We start from the raw sequence: 12698 nt of genomic DNA on the forward strand, positions 1-12698 counted from the left end.
AAAGAGGGGATATGATGAATTGGAAAGTCGTTCTGGCTATTCTGACCTGCAACATCCTCTTTATGTCCTTCAGCTATACGATGCTCATTCCCTTCCTGCCACTCTATCTGACGGACGAACTGGGAGTCCTGCCGGGAGATATCCATCTCTGGTCGGGCATCGTGTTTTCGTCTACCTTTCTGGTCAGTACCATCATGGCACCCATATGGGGGAAACTGGCTGATGCCCATGGGAAAAAGCCCATGGCTATCCGGTCGTGCCTGTTCCTGTCGCTCAGTTATTTCTGTGGCGGTCTGGTCACCTCGCCGGAGCAGCTGACACTCATGCGGCTCCTACAGGGCTTTGCCTACGGGCTGTGGCCTATGGATCTGGCCATTATGACACTCTATGCTCCCGAAGAAAAGCTCGGATTCTGCCTGGGGACCATGCAGGGGGTCATGACGGCCGGCAGTGTCCTGGGCCCTCTGTTTGGCGGCATCCTGTCCGATTTGTTCGGCATGCGCTTTTCCTTTTTTATCGCCGCTTTTTTCCTGTTCCTCAACGGCCTCATGTTCATTTTCTTTATCAAAGAGCCGCCTGATCCGGGAAAAGACGATGCCAGAAAAGAGCACCATTTGACCCAGATGGATGTATTGCGCCAGCCTCTTCTGCGCAATATGCTGCTGTGTGGGGCGCTGATCCAGATGGTCATCTTCATTCTCCAGCCTGTCCTGTCTACGTATATTACCAGCCTGGCCGGGGACATTCCCAATCTGACACTTACAACGGGATTCGTCATTTCTCTGTCCGGCGTTTCCGGTGCCATTGCAGCGCCTTTATGGGGGAAAGCGGGACAGAAAAAGGGATTCATCCGCATTCTCACTATATCGATTTTTGTCACCGGTATCGGGGAAGCTCTGCAGGGACTCCCCAGCACACTGGCAGCGTTTTCCCTTACCCAGTTTACCATCGGCCTCTGTTTTTCCGGCATCAATCCGGCCCTCAATGCCATCATGGCTCAGCATACGCCGCCGGATTTCAAGGGACGTATTTACGGCCTGCTGTTTACGGCACAGCAGCTCGGTTCCATGGCGGGGCCCCTCCTGGGAGGGATTCTGGCTACCTGGTGGGGCATGAAATCTATCTTCTTCGTCATGTCGGTTATCCTGCTGGCAGCCAGTTTCTGGCTTTATCACACGTACCATAACCGGGACCCAAAACCGGTATGGTTCTGAAAACAGCACAGGGAATACAAAAAAAGAGACTGTCTGTGTATCCACCCTGAAACGTTCCTGCTTGACGTTTCAGGGTACGGTACAGACAGTCTCTTTCACGTATCCTGCTGGTATATGACTATATCTAAAATACGATTTTGACCCGTTCGTCAATAGGCAGCTTTTCAATCGGTCCCGGCTGGCTCAGGGGCTGACCGAAGGGCATCTGGGCAATGAGCTGCCACGAAGACGGCACATCAAATTTACTGGCCAGGGCTTCGTCGATGAGCGGATTGTAATGCTGCAGATTGGCAGCCAGGCCCATGTTGGCAAAGAGTGTCCACAGGGCATACTGCATCATGCCGTTGGCCTGCTGGGCCCATGTAGGGAAGTTGGCTGCATACAGAGGGAACTGTTCCTGCAGCTTTTTCACGACATCTGTATCGTCATAATACAGAATGGTGCCGTAGGCGGCAGCAAAGGAATCGATTTTCTTTTCCGTATTGGCAAATGCTTCGGCCGGTACGACCGCCCGGAGAGTGTCTTTTGTTATCTGCCAGATTGTATCATGGGCACTGCCATAGGCAATGATAATCCGTCCCGACTGCATATTGAAAGCTGACGGAACTTCCCGGACGACGGCTTCGATACGTGCTGTGATTTCTTCCTGGGAGAGAGTAACGTCCTTTCCCAATGTATAATTCGTACGACGTTTGGCAAACATCTGCTGTACTGTTTTTTCCATCATATCACCTCATTATAGATATATAACAAATAACGATTATTTATTACATATAAAGTATACCAAAAATATCCACATAAGGCAAGCTATAATTGTAAAGTCTGGATAAAAATTTCTCCCAGACTGGAAAGATACCGTCCTTTGGGCCAGATGGCAGCGATGCGGGTGCGCAGGGACGGCTCGTCGATAACCTTTACACTCAGGTTGTCATGGGCTGCCAGATTCACGGCAGAGGCGGGGGTAATGGCGATTCCCAGCCCGGCGTTGGCCCAGAGGATGGTCGTACGGGCATCGTCGTTGCGGCAGAACAGGACGGGCGTCATATCCTGGCTGATGCACGTATCATGGAGGAGCTGATCGAAGCGGCGGTAAATAATGAGCGGCTTCTGATCCAGCTCCTGCAGGGTAATATGCGTCCGCCCGGGACACCAGTCCAGTTCACGGGGCAGAGCCGCTACCATAGGTTCCTCGTTGAGTATTTTACAATGGAAGGAACCGGCTTTGAACGGTGTGCGGACAATGCCGATTTCTACCAGTCCCTTGTGAAGCATGTCGATGACTTCGAAAGTATTGCCGTCATAGATTTCGAAATGGACGCTTTCATGCTCCTGATGAAAATCGCGCATGGCCGAACTGAGGATGACACTGCCTGAACTGGATACTGTGCCGATGTGCAGCGTTCCCTTGAGGCCCTGTTTGAAGTCACTGATTTCCCGTCTGGCCGAATCACTGAGATTTAAGATCTGCCGGGCCCGTTCATAGAGCAGTTTTCCTGCTTCGGTCAGTTCCATGTGGCGGTGTTCCCGTATGAACAGGTCTACGCCCAGTTCTTTTTCCAGTAACTGGATCTGTTGGGACAGTGGCGGTTGTGCCATATGGAGCTGCCGGGCCGCTGCCGTAATCTGGCCTTCTTCGACGACGGTGACGAAATACCGGAGTTGTCGTAAATCCATCATATCCCCCTTCTTATTATATGAAAAAAATATGCTAACTAAATTAAAATTATATTTTTAATATATCACAGATACTGGTATAATTCCATATAGAAACGGGGAAGAAATGAGTCACTAATTTTTAAAGGAGGAACTACTGATGGAACAAGAAACCACGTTGGAACGTCCCAAACGGGATGCCCATTTTTTCTGGGTCTTATTTAAATCAACTTTTATTATCAGTGCTTTTACCATTGGCGGCGGATATGTCATCGTGCCGCTTCTCAAGGCCAAATACGTCGATGAATACCACTGGATCAGCGACAAGGAAACGCTGGATATGGTCGCCATTGCCCAGTCCATGCCCGGCGTCATCGCCTGTAATAGTGCTATTATCCTGGGATACCGCATGGCCGGTATTGCCGGTACATTGACGGCCCTCATTGCGACGGTGCTGCCACCGCTCATTACCTTGACCATTATTTCTTACTGCTATGATTTCTTTATCCAGAGCCAGATAGTCAAGATGATTCTGCGGGGTATGCAGTGCGGTGCCACGGCCCTCATGGTCAATGTAGGTATCAATCTGCTGATGAAGCAGTGCAAAAAAAAGCTCATCCTGCCACTGGTCATCATTGCTGCCACCTTCATCGCCAATGTCGTATTCGACGTCAACCTCATGTACCTGGTCCTCATTGATGGTATCGTTGGACTGTTGTGCATGCGCGATGTGAAGTATGATTAGAAAGGGGGAAACATATCATGATTTACTGGCAATTATTCTGGGAATTCTGCAAAGTCGGCATTTTCTGTGTCGGCGGCGGATATGCTTCTATGCCGCTCATCCAGGCTTCGGTGGTCGATACGTTCCACTGGCTTTCCATGAGTGAATTTGTCGATATATTTACGATTTCGCAAATGACGCCCGGTCCGATCGGCATCAATGCGGCGACCTTTGCCGGGACGAAAATCGCCGGCCTCGGTGGTGCCATCTGCGCGACTGTCGGGTTTGTCACGCCTTCCCTGTTTCTGGGAATCATCCTGGCCCGGGTATTCTTCAAATACGGCAACATCGGCCCGATCCGCGGCGTATTGAACGGACTGCGCCCGGCTGTCGTCGGACTGATTTGTGCAGCCAGCCTCAGTTTTGTATGGCTCGCCGTGTGGAGTACCGAATCGGTTCCGGAAGACTTTGGAGCTTTCAGTCCGGCAGCCATCGTCGTCCTCATCCTGGCACTGGTGGCTATCCGCCGTAAAATCGGCGTCATCAAGGTCCTCATCGGGTCGGGTGTCCTGGGTCTCGTCCTGGGCCTCATGGGCGTACTGCCTGTTTAAGAAAGGAGACTGTTATGCATCTGGGAACACAGGAACTGATCCTGATTTTACTCATTGTCATCGTTCTCTTCGGAGGCAAAAAAGTTGCCGGCCTGGGAAAAGCGCTGGGTACGAGCCTGCGGGAGTTCCGGGCAGAAGTCCGCAAAGACGATGAACCTTCGTCGGGACAATCGGAAACACCACAGACGGAAACACAACGGACAGAAACTCCACAGACGAAGTCCGATGAATCAGCCGATACGTCAGCGAAAGAAGAGGAAGCTGCATCCCGTCGGTCGTCTTCTTGATATTTGATGCCCATCTATCCCTATATCACGGGAAAAGCCTGACTGCTATCTCCTTCGGCAGGACAGGCTTTTCTGCCTGAAATAGATGGCGCGATGGGACGAGAATCACAATACTTTTTCTATTCTGTAGGATTTATTTAAATAATTTAATAAAATAATTGACAAGCCTTATATATGGTGGTATTATATGACCATAATCTTATCCTCTTAAACATATATCCGGGGCAATGAGGCCTTCTCTTTCCAGTCTGGAAGAGAAGGTCTTTTTAATGGCATAGAGAGGAAAAACTCATGATACCCGCGCTGAAAGGGTCCTGCAGCCCAAGGCATGACGCTTTCAGTTTCATATACCTTTATCTCCCATATCCCAATGGAAAGGCCGTACAGACGACTCCTGCCTGTACGGCTTTTTCCTGTCCTATCATAGAAATGTCTTGTCTAAGCGCTGTATTCAGTATATGATATAGAGAACGCATCTTATAGAATGTGATACTAGTGAGGGGGAAAAGGACCATGAGGGATATCCGTATTATTACCGGACGTACGGCTAAGTTCGATCCGGACCAGACCGTGCGGCTCCTGGGATGCCGGCCAGGCAGTGATGTCTGGGAACAGACCCGGAATGATATAGTAGAACGGATGCCGGTCCTGCGACGCCTGATCCGGCCTAAGGGGGCCTTTGTCATAGAAGAGGATGAAGGCAAAACCTGGATATATGCTATGATGACTCTGGGACGGGCCGTTACGGAGTACACAGACCGCCTCCGCGAAGACGGGGATACGCCATCGGCTCTGATCCTTAATGCCATGGCAGACAGCAGTCTTTTCTCTTTTGAAGAAGAGCTGCAGCAGGCACTGCGTTCTTTTTGCCGTGAAAAAGGCTGCGGCATCTCCCGGCGGTATGAAATCGGGACGGATCTGCCGCTCCTGTGGCAGCAGCGGGCCTATGACGGTCTGGCTGCCGGCCGGACCCTGGGACTGGAGATGACGGCGGACTATATGCTCGTACCAGAAAAGTCGATGAGCCTGGCTTTTTTGGTGAGTACGGATCCTGCCGTATTTCATGCCGGCCATGACTGCCGGATGTGCCATCATACGAATTGCTGTCTCCGCCAGCAGCCGTACGGGGAATCTCAAAAAAGTCCTGCCAGTCCGGCCTTTCAGGAATATACCTGTCCTTCTGGCCAGAATCTGGCTGATTCCCTGCGTGGGCTGGGAGAGCTTCCGGCCCTGTGCGGTGGAAAAGGCACGTGCGGCCGCTGTGGCATCCGGCTCGTAGAAGGAACCCTGCCTGTTACGAAGGCAGACCGGGAGTTTTATACGGACCAGGAACTGAAAGGCGGCTGGCGTCTGGCCTGCCAGGCTGTGCCCGCTGAGCCCGTACGGGTACGCCTGCCCCTGTATCACGAAGGACAGATGGCCGGCCTTCATCAGGAAAAGGCAGCCGCTGCCGTCCGGACCAGTGGGGACTATGGCCTTGCAGTAGACCTGGGTTCGACGACGGTCGCCGCATCGCTCGTATCGCTCTCTGATGGTACGGTGCTGGAATCGGTGAGCAGTGTAAACCGGCAGCGCACCTTTGGCGCCGATGTCGTGAGCCGCATTTCTGCCGCCTGTGACGGCCATGCTAAAGAGCTGCAGAAGCTGGCCATAGAAAGTATAGAAGAAGCAATGGACCGTCTGCTGGCCCCTTTCCCGGGTATGAGGCAGCAGCTGCGGCGCATGACCCTGGCCGGGAATACGACCATGGAGCATCTTCTCATGGGATGGTCCTGCAACGGACTGGGGAGCTGGCCGTTCCATCCTGTATCGCTGGGAGGAAATACGCTTGTGGCATCGGACCTTTTTGGTGATGCCATCCCAGCTTCCTGTACTCTTACGGTACTTCCCGGGTTCAGTACTTACGTCGGGGCCGATATTGCGTCGGGACTCATAGCCTGCGCCATGGACCGGACCGATACGGAGAGCCTGTTTCTCGATCTGGGGACCAATGGCGAGATGGCTCTGGGAACCAGTCAGGGCATTTTAGTCGCATCGACGGCGGCCGGGCCGGCCCTCGAAGGGGGACAGCTCCGCTGCGGCATGAGCAGCGTTCCCGGAGCCATCTGCAGTGTGACCTGGAATGGCTCTGTGCCGTCGGTCCGCACCATTAGTGATTCTCCTCCACGGGGACTGTGCGGAACCGGGGTGATAGAGGCCATGGCAGGCCTGGTAGAGCAGGGAATCGTGGACCGGCACGGAACACTCCGGGAGCCGTGGTTTACCCGGGGATTTCCTCTGGCACAGGGAGCAGATGGAGCACCGGTTGTACTGACCCAGGCCGACATCCGGCAGATACAGATGGCAAAAAGTGCGATCCGGGCCGGCATATCGGTCCTTCTCAGGACTGCCGGCCTGCGCGAAGACGATGTGAAGACAATCTGGCTGGCTGGTGGATTCGGCTATTACCTGAAACCGGATGCTGCCGCTGCCATCGGCCTGATTCCGCCATCGTGGACGAAACGGACCCGTGCTGCTGGCAATACGTCCCTTATGGGAGCCGTACAAGCTCTGACTGATCCCGGCGCCATGAAACGGATGACCTCGTTCATTCAGAAGGGGAGGGAAGTCGTTCTGGGAAATACGGCGGATTTTCAATCGCTATATATACAGCATATGGATTTTACGAATAAAACTACATGACAGATGTGAGGAGATAGATGATGACACGAAATGAATTCAGACAGTTACTGGAACAGGGCGTTTGTATCCTGGACGGTGCCACCGGCACCAATCTGCAGAAAGCAGGCATGCCCGTCGGCGTCTGCCCGGAATTGTGGATCATGGAACACCCGCAGGCCATACAGGACCTGCAGCGCCAGTTCGTAGATGCCGGTTCTCAGCTGGTCTATGCGCCTACCTTTACGGGCAACCGCATCAAGCTTGCCGAATACGGCCTCGAAGACCGGCTGAAAGAAATCAACACCCGTCTGGTACAGTTGTCGAAAGAAGCCGTGGGTGACAGGGCACTGGTCGCCGGCGATATGACCATGACCGGCCAGCAGCTCTATCCCATGGGTACGCTGACTTTTGAAGAACTGGTAGATGTATATAAAGAACAGGCTCTGGCACTGTATGAAGCCGGCTGTGATGTATTCATCGTCGAAACTATGATGAGTCTGCAGGAAACGCGGGCCGCCGTCCTGGCCATCCGCGACGTGTGTGACCTTCCTATCATGGCTACCCTTACGTTCGAACCGGATGGCCGTACCCTCTATGGCACGCCTCCGGAAGCGGCCGTCGTAGTCCTGCAGGAGCTGGGCGTCGATGCTATCGGTACCAATTGTTCCACGGGACCGCTGGATATGGTAGAACGGATCCGGGCTATGTACCGATACGCAACAGTACCACTTATCGCCAAGCCCAATGCCGGCCTTCCGGAAATCGTTGATGGAAAAACAGTCTATCAGACGACACCGGAAGAGTTTGCCCGCGATGCCCGCATGCTCGTCGAAGCCGGCGCCCGTATCATCGGCGGGTGCTGTGGCACGACGGTGGATCATATCCGTGCCCTCCATGATGCCGTAAAAGGTATACAGCCCCAGCCTGTATCTACGGTGAAAAAGCGTGTCCTGGCGTCGGAACGGAGCGTCGTTGAAATCACCCTGGACGGCCCGTTCCAGGTCATTGGCGAACGTATTAACCCGACAGGAAAGAAAAAACTGCAGGCCGAACTGCGCGCCGGTCGTATGGCTATGGTCCGTTCCTTTGCCCGTCAGCAGGAAAAAGACGGTGCCGCTGTGCTCGACATCAATATGGGAACCAATGGCATCGACGAAAAGGATATGATGATACGGGCTATTTATGAGGTAACCGCCGTTACGGGATTGCCGCTGTGTATCGATTCCAGTTTTCCCGAAGTCATCGAAGCGGCGCTGCGCATTTATCCCGGACGCGCCCTCATCAATTCTATTTCTCTTGAAGGGAAAAAATGCCAGCGTCTGATGAAGGCAGCTAAAAAATACGGGGCCATGTTCATTGCCCTGCCCGTATCCGATGCGGGACTTCCCAAATCGGTGGAAGAAAAGCACGATGTTCTCCGGGCCATCATCGAACAGGCAGAGGAAGCCGGCCTTGCCCGTGAGGACATCGTTGTCGATGGCCTCGTCGGTGCCGTCGGCGCCCTGCCAACGGCGGCTCTCGACTGCCTTACGACGTTCTGCTACTGCCATGACGAACTGCAGCTGCCGACGGTCTGCGGCCTGTCCAATATTTCCTTTGGCCTTCCCGGGCGGATTTATGCCAATATGACCTTCCTCTCCATGGCCATTGCCAGCGGCCTTACCATGGCCATTGCCAATCCCGGCCAGGACCTGCTCATGAATGCCGCTGCCGCTGCCAATATGTTCATGAACCGTCCTGGCAGTGACCTGGCCTATATTCAGCGTATCCGGTATTTTGAAAAAAAAGAAGAACAGCGGCAGCAGAACCAGCCACCGGCGGCCCCTGCAGGCTCTGACAGTACGGGAACCATCAAGGAACAGGTAGATTCTCTCTTAAGTGGCAATGCCGTATACCAGGCCGTCCTCAACGGGGAGAAAGATACGATTGTTTCCTTTACGGAAGAGGAACTGAAAAAGGGAATGAAACCGGAAGATATCATCAATCAGCTTCTCATCCCGGCTATCAATAAAGTGGGCCAGCTGTATAATGACCAGTACTATTTCCTGCCACAGCTCATCGCCAGCGCGGCCGCCATGGAAACGGCTATCCACCATCTGGAACCGCTTATCCGGCATACGGCAAAAGAGAAACTGCCGACCATCGTCGTTGCGACCGTCGAAGGGGATGTCCACGATATCGGGAAAAACCTCGTGGCTCTCATGTTGCGCAATTACGGCTATGAAGTCATCGACCTGGGTAAAAACGTTCCGGCTGCGACAATCATTGAAAAAGCCTTGTCTGCTAAAGCGGCAGTCGTCGGTCTGTCTGCCCTCATGACGACAACGATGATGCACATGAAAGATGTCATTGCCGAAGCCGTCAAACGTCAGTACCACGGAAAAATCATCATTGGCGGTGCCGCTGTCACGCCGAGTTTTGCTGATGAAATCGGTGCCGACGGCTATTCGAAAGACGCAGCTGATTGTGTCAGACTGGTAAGTACCCTGCTGAAGTGATCCGGTGATTCTGTCACAATTCAAACAAAATGTCCTGAAACGCCTTGTTGCCATACGACGGGAATGATACAATAAAGGACACGAGGGGCATGATGCGCCGGAGGACGCAGAATCCTTATGAGGTGATAGATTATGAAACTCCATTTGATGAAACGGTCATTAATTGCATTGGCTGTGGCAGCCTGTCTGACCGGCAGTACGGCCCTGGCAGCAGAAGCAGATTCTCCGCTCCTGGGTTTGCCTAATCCTATTGTTTCCTATACATCCTATGCTGATACAGCTCAGGCTGCCGGGTTTACGCCGCTTTACCTGACAAAGGGCAGTGGATATTCGCTGCGTACCATGTCGGTCATAGGTCATACCACAGCCGATCTGGGTTTCCGGAATAGTACAACCGGTGCAACGGTCCGCGTCCGCACGGCTCTGGCATCGTCTACAAAGGGAATGACGGATATCAGCGGCGTCTACAGCGTACAGTGGAATACCCATTACCTGTCCGGCGTAACCGTCTACACAGCTACAATCAAAGACCGAGCCTATGCAGCACACTGGCAGGTCGGCGGGTATCTCTTTTCTGCCCAGACTGAAAATATGAGCCGCAATGAATTTTACTCCCTGCTGAAATATCAGCTTGTCGATGCGTCGTCCCACTATTATCTGCCCTTGTCCAAGTAATATACCGGACTGGGACGTATAAAAATAACCATACCATGATTTGTTGTAAAGAAGCAGACCTTTACCGGCCTGCTTCTTTCTGTTATGATAAATATACGGCCATCGATCCATCGGCCATCATCTAGGAGGAGAAAAAACATGTTTCATTTCGATATATTATCCCTCGTTGCCGGTATTCCGGGCCTGCTCATGGCTCTCGTCATCCATGAATACGCCCATGCTCTGATTGCAGACAAAATGGGGGATTCTACGCCGCGCATGACCGGGAGGCTCACACTGAATCCCATAGCCCACATTGATCCCATCGGCCTTATCATGCTGCTGGTCGCCCAGTTCGGATGGGCCAAGCCGGTCATGATCAATGCCAATAATTTCCGAAACTGGCGGAAAGGGGAAATCTGCGTGTCCCTGGCCGGCCCTTGTGCCAATTTTATCCTAGCTCTCATCATGTTTGCCATACGGATGATCCTGTTCTGGAGTGGCGTGCGCATGCGGAGCCTGGACCTGGTGCTGGACCTGATCATCATCTATAACATCAACTTCGGCATCTTCAATCTCATTCCCCTGCCGCCCCTGGACGGGTCGCGCCTTATTACGGTATTTCTGCCGACGGAATGGGCTATCCGCCTGGCCAGTGTAGAACGGTACAGTTTTCTTTTGCTGATCGTCCTCATGGCGACGCCCGTATTCAGTTATATCCTGATTCCGCTGCAGCGTCTGGTTTATATGCTCGATTATACCATTGTACAGGGGCTATTTTACTGGATTTTCCGCTTGTTTATATAGTGCTGTGCATGCCTCATGTGAAAGGAGGAATTTTGTATGAAATGGAAAACGGGTCTGGCTGTACTGGCAGCCGCCATGTGTATTCCCGCTGGTTCCATGGCATTTGATTATAATCTGTCTATTGATGAAATCAGCGAACATCCCCTCACGGCATATAATACAGTATATCTGGGGATGCCCAAGAAGGATTTTGCCCTCAATTTTTCTATCCTGCCCGACTGGACGTTCTATGGAAGTGACGGTACGACAGAAAAGGCGGAACGGTCTGTTACCCAGAATGGCATCACCGTCATCGAAGGCCTGTCTATTACGACGGCCGATGGTTCTCCGCGCGGAAAAGTCCTGGCATTTGAAAATTATTTCAAGACGACGAACCGCAAAGCTGCCCGGGATATGTACGCCCGTCTATCGGCAACGATTTATTCCAATATGGAAAATTTCCCTGCCAGCCAGAGCAGCAAGGAAATCCGCTGGATACAGAATGATGTCACTATCGTGACCTGGATCGACGACAAAAAAGATGCAGACGGATATTATACCGTTACCATCCGCCGGTATAACAATCATGTCCTGCAGGCTTGATAAACTATAGGGAACGTGAATCGAACATATTGACAGAATGACGTTTTCTGTTATAATATAGTAAATTCAAGTTTTACCTTTTGACTTTTGGTTTTTTAGAATAGAGGAGAGTAGTATGAACCGTTTAAAGACAGTCTTTCTCATGACTCTGCTGGCGGTGATTATGATGGCCATTGGCAGAGCCTTTGGTGGTGTTCATGGCATGACCGTCATGCTTATTCTCGCGACGGGCATGAATTTCTTTTCCTACTGGTTCAGTGATTCCATCGTACTGCGTATGTACCGCTGCCAGCCTGTAGGACCGGAACACCGTCTGTACCACATCGTGGAAGATCTGGCACAGCGTGCGGAACTTCCCATGCCCAGAGTATATATTATGCCGACGGAAGTCCCCAATGCCTTTGCTACGGGGCGCAATCCGTCCCATGCGGCCATCGCGGCGACGGAAGGTATTCTTGACATGCTGGATGATGAAGAAATACGTGGTGTCCTGGCTCACGAAATGTCTCATATCCTGCACCGGGATATTCTCCTAAGCACGATTGTGGCTACCTTTGCCAGTGTCATTTCATGGATTGCCAATATCGCCCAGTGGGCTGCTATATTCGGACGGGGCAACGACGATGACGACAATGGCGGCATTGTAGGTCTCCTGGTAACGATTATCATCGCTCCCATTGCGGCTACGATCATCCAGCTCGGCATCAGCCGGACACGGGAATATATGGCCGATGAAGAAGGCGGCCGTATGATCGACGATCCCCTGGCTCTGGCCCGGGCGCTGGCCAAGATAGACAATTACGCACACTACCAGGTATTGCCGGGAGCCTCCAAGACGACGGCACACATGTGTATCATCAATCCCTTCTCCGGCGTCCGGTCGGGACTGGCCAATCTGTTCAGTACCCATCCGCCGACAGAAAAGCGGATTGAACGTCTGAAAGAATTGGACCATGAACTGCATGGCTGATATCGTGAATATGAAGAACGGGCCTGTCCATACACGG

General features: G+C 52.5%; 12 protein-coding genes. 10 read left to right on the forward strand and 2 right to left on the reverse strand.

Annotated elements, in window-relative coordinates; all coding sequences use genetic code 11:
* Positions 1 to 11 precede the first annotated feature (11 nt).
* Positions 12 to 1214, forward strand: coding sequence for an MFS transporter (locus DW949_RS04505; protein WP_233539491.1), 1203 nt, complete (start codon positions 12 to 14; stop codon positions 1212 to 1214).
* 124 nt (positions 1215 to 1338) lie between these two features.
* Here the strand turns inward: DW949_RS04505 and DW949_RS04510 are convergent, their stop codons facing one another.
* Both DW949_RS04510 and DW949_RS04515 read right to left on the reverse strand, forming a co-directional pair.
* Positions 1339 to 1941, reverse strand: coding sequence for a nitroreductase family protein (locus tag DW949_RS04510; protein ID WP_118022059.1), 603 nt, complete (start codon positions 1939 to 1941; stop codon positions 1339 to 1341).
* 80 nt (positions 1942 to 2021) lie between these two features.
* On the reverse strand, positions 2022 to 2891 hold the full coding sequence (locus DW949_RS04515) for a LysR family transcriptional regulator (RefSeq protein WP_233539492.1): 870 nt from the start codon (positions 2889 to 2891) through the stop codon (positions 2022 to 2024).
* A gap of 136 nt (positions 2892 to 3027) precedes the next feature.
* Here DW949_RS04515 and DW949_RS04520 point away from each other — a divergent pair, with 136 nt between their 5' ends.
* The 9 genes from DW949_RS04520 to htpX all read left to right on the forward strand — a co-directional run bounded on the left by DW949_RS04520 (position 3028) and on the right by htpX (position 12661).
* A complete protein-coding gene (locus DW949_RS04520) occupies positions 3028 to 3612 on the forward strand; it encodes a chromate transporter (protein ID WP_118022061.1) in 585 nt (194 codons plus the stop codon).
* A gap of 17 nt (positions 3613 to 3629) precedes the next feature.
* Positions 3630 to 4202, forward strand: coding sequence for a chromate transporter (locus DW949_RS04525; protein WP_118022062.1), 573 nt, complete (start codon positions 3630 to 3632; stop codon positions 4200 to 4202).
* Positions 4203 to 4216: 14 nt separating this feature from the next.
* The gene (locus DW949_RS04530) at positions 4217 to 4489 is read left to right on the forward strand and encodes a twin-arginine translocase TatA/TatE family subunit (RefSeq protein ID WP_118022063.1); all 273 of its coding nucleotides are present in this window, start codon (positions 4217 to 4219) and stop codon (positions 4487 to 4489) included.
* A gap of 513 nt (positions 4490 to 5002) precedes the next feature.
* Positions 5003 to 7171, forward strand: coding sequence for an ASKHA domain-containing protein (locus DW949_RS04535; protein WP_118022064.1), 2169 nt, complete (start codon positions 5003 to 5005; stop codon positions 7169 to 7171).
* A 17-nt stretch (positions 7172 to 7188) separates the two neighbouring features.
* Complete coding sequence (locus tag DW949_RS04540; RefSeq protein ID WP_233539493.1) at positions 7189 to 9648, forward strand: homocysteine S-methyltransferase family protein; 2460 nt, start codon at positions 7189 to 7191, stop codon at positions 9646 to 9648.
* A 132-nt stretch (positions 9649 to 9780) separates the two neighbouring features.
* Positions 9781 to 10323 carry a hypothetical protein gene (locus tag DW949_RS04545; protein ID WP_118022066.1) on the forward strand — a complete coding sequence of 181 codons (543 nt, stop codon included), beginning with the start codon at positions 9781 to 9783 and terminating at the stop codon, positions 10321 to 10323.
* A 138-nt stretch (positions 10324 to 10461) separates the two neighbouring features.
* On the forward strand, positions 10462 to 11109 hold the full coding sequence (locus DW949_RS04550; RefSeq protein WP_118022067.1) for a site-2 protease family protein: 648 nt from the start codon (positions 10462 to 10464) through the stop codon (positions 11107 to 11109).
* Positions 11110 to 11145: 36 nt separating this feature from the next.
* The gene (locus DW949_RS04555) at positions 11146 to 11691 is read left to right on the forward strand and encodes a hypothetical protein (RefSeq protein ID WP_118022068.1); all 546 of its coding nucleotides are present in this window, start codon (positions 11146 to 11148) and stop codon (positions 11689 to 11691) included.
* Between the two features lie 115 nt (positions 11692 to 11806).
* Positions 11807 to 12661, forward strand: coding sequence for a zinc metalloprotease HtpX (gene htpX, locus DW949_RS04560; RefSeq protein WP_118022069.1), 855 nt, complete (start codon positions 11807 to 11809; stop codon positions 12659 to 12661).
* Positions 12662 to 12698: the final 37 nt, after the last annotated feature.

Origin of the sequence: Megasphaera sp. AM44-1BH (assembly GCF_003467125.1) — a bacterium.
Classification (GTDB): Bacteria; Bacillota; Negativicutes; order Veillonellales; family Megasphaeraceae; genus Megasphaera.

Excerpts from the sequence above, each read along its gene's own strand:
- DW949_RS04505 (WP_233539491.1), top strand. The coding sequence starts at position 12 with ATGATGAATTGGAAAGTCGTTCTGGCTATTCTGACCTGCAACATCCTC.
- DW949_RS04510 (WP_118022059.1), bottom strand. The coding sequence starts at position 1,941 with ATGATGGAAAAAACAGTACAGCAGATGTTTGCCAAACGTCGTACGAAT.
- DW949_RS04515 (WP_233539492.1), bottom strand. The coding sequence starts at position 2,891 with ATGATGGATTTACGACAACTCCGGTATTTCGTCACCGTCGTCGAAGAA.
- DW949_RS04520 (WP_118022061.1), top strand. The coding sequence starts at position 3,028 with ATGGAACAAGAAACCACGTTGGAACGTCCCAAACGGGATGCCCATTTT.
- DW949_RS04525 (WP_118022062.1), top strand. The coding sequence starts at position 3,630 with ATGATTTACTGGCAATTATTCTGGGAATTCTGCAAAGTCGGCATTTTC.
- DW949_RS04530 (WP_118022063.1), top strand. The coding sequence starts at position 4,217 with ATGCATCTGGGAACACAGGAACTGATCCTGATTTTACTCATTGTCATC.
- DW949_RS04535 (WP_118022064.1), top strand. The coding sequence starts at position 5,003 with ATGAGGGATATCCGTATTATTACCGGACGTACGGCTAAGTTCGATCCG.
- DW949_RS04540 (WP_233539493.1), top strand. The coding sequence starts at position 7,189 with ATGATGACACGAAATGAATTCAGACAGTTACTGGAACAGGGCGTTTGT.
- DW949_RS04545 (WP_118022066.1), top strand. The coding sequence starts at position 9,781 with ATGAAACTCCATTTGATGAAACGGTCATTAATTGCATTGGCTGTGGCA.
- DW949_RS04550 (WP_118022067.1), top strand. The coding sequence starts at position 10,462 with ATGTTTCATTTCGATATATTATCCCTCGTTGCCGGTATTCCGGGCCTG.
- DW949_RS04555 (WP_118022068.1), top strand. The coding sequence starts at position 11,146 with ATGAAATGGAAAACGGGTCTGGCTGTACTGGCAGCCGCCATGTGTATT.
- htpX (WP_118022069.1), top strand. The coding sequence starts at position 11,807 with ATGAACCGTTTAAAGACAGTCTTTCTCATGACTCTGCTGGCGGTGATT.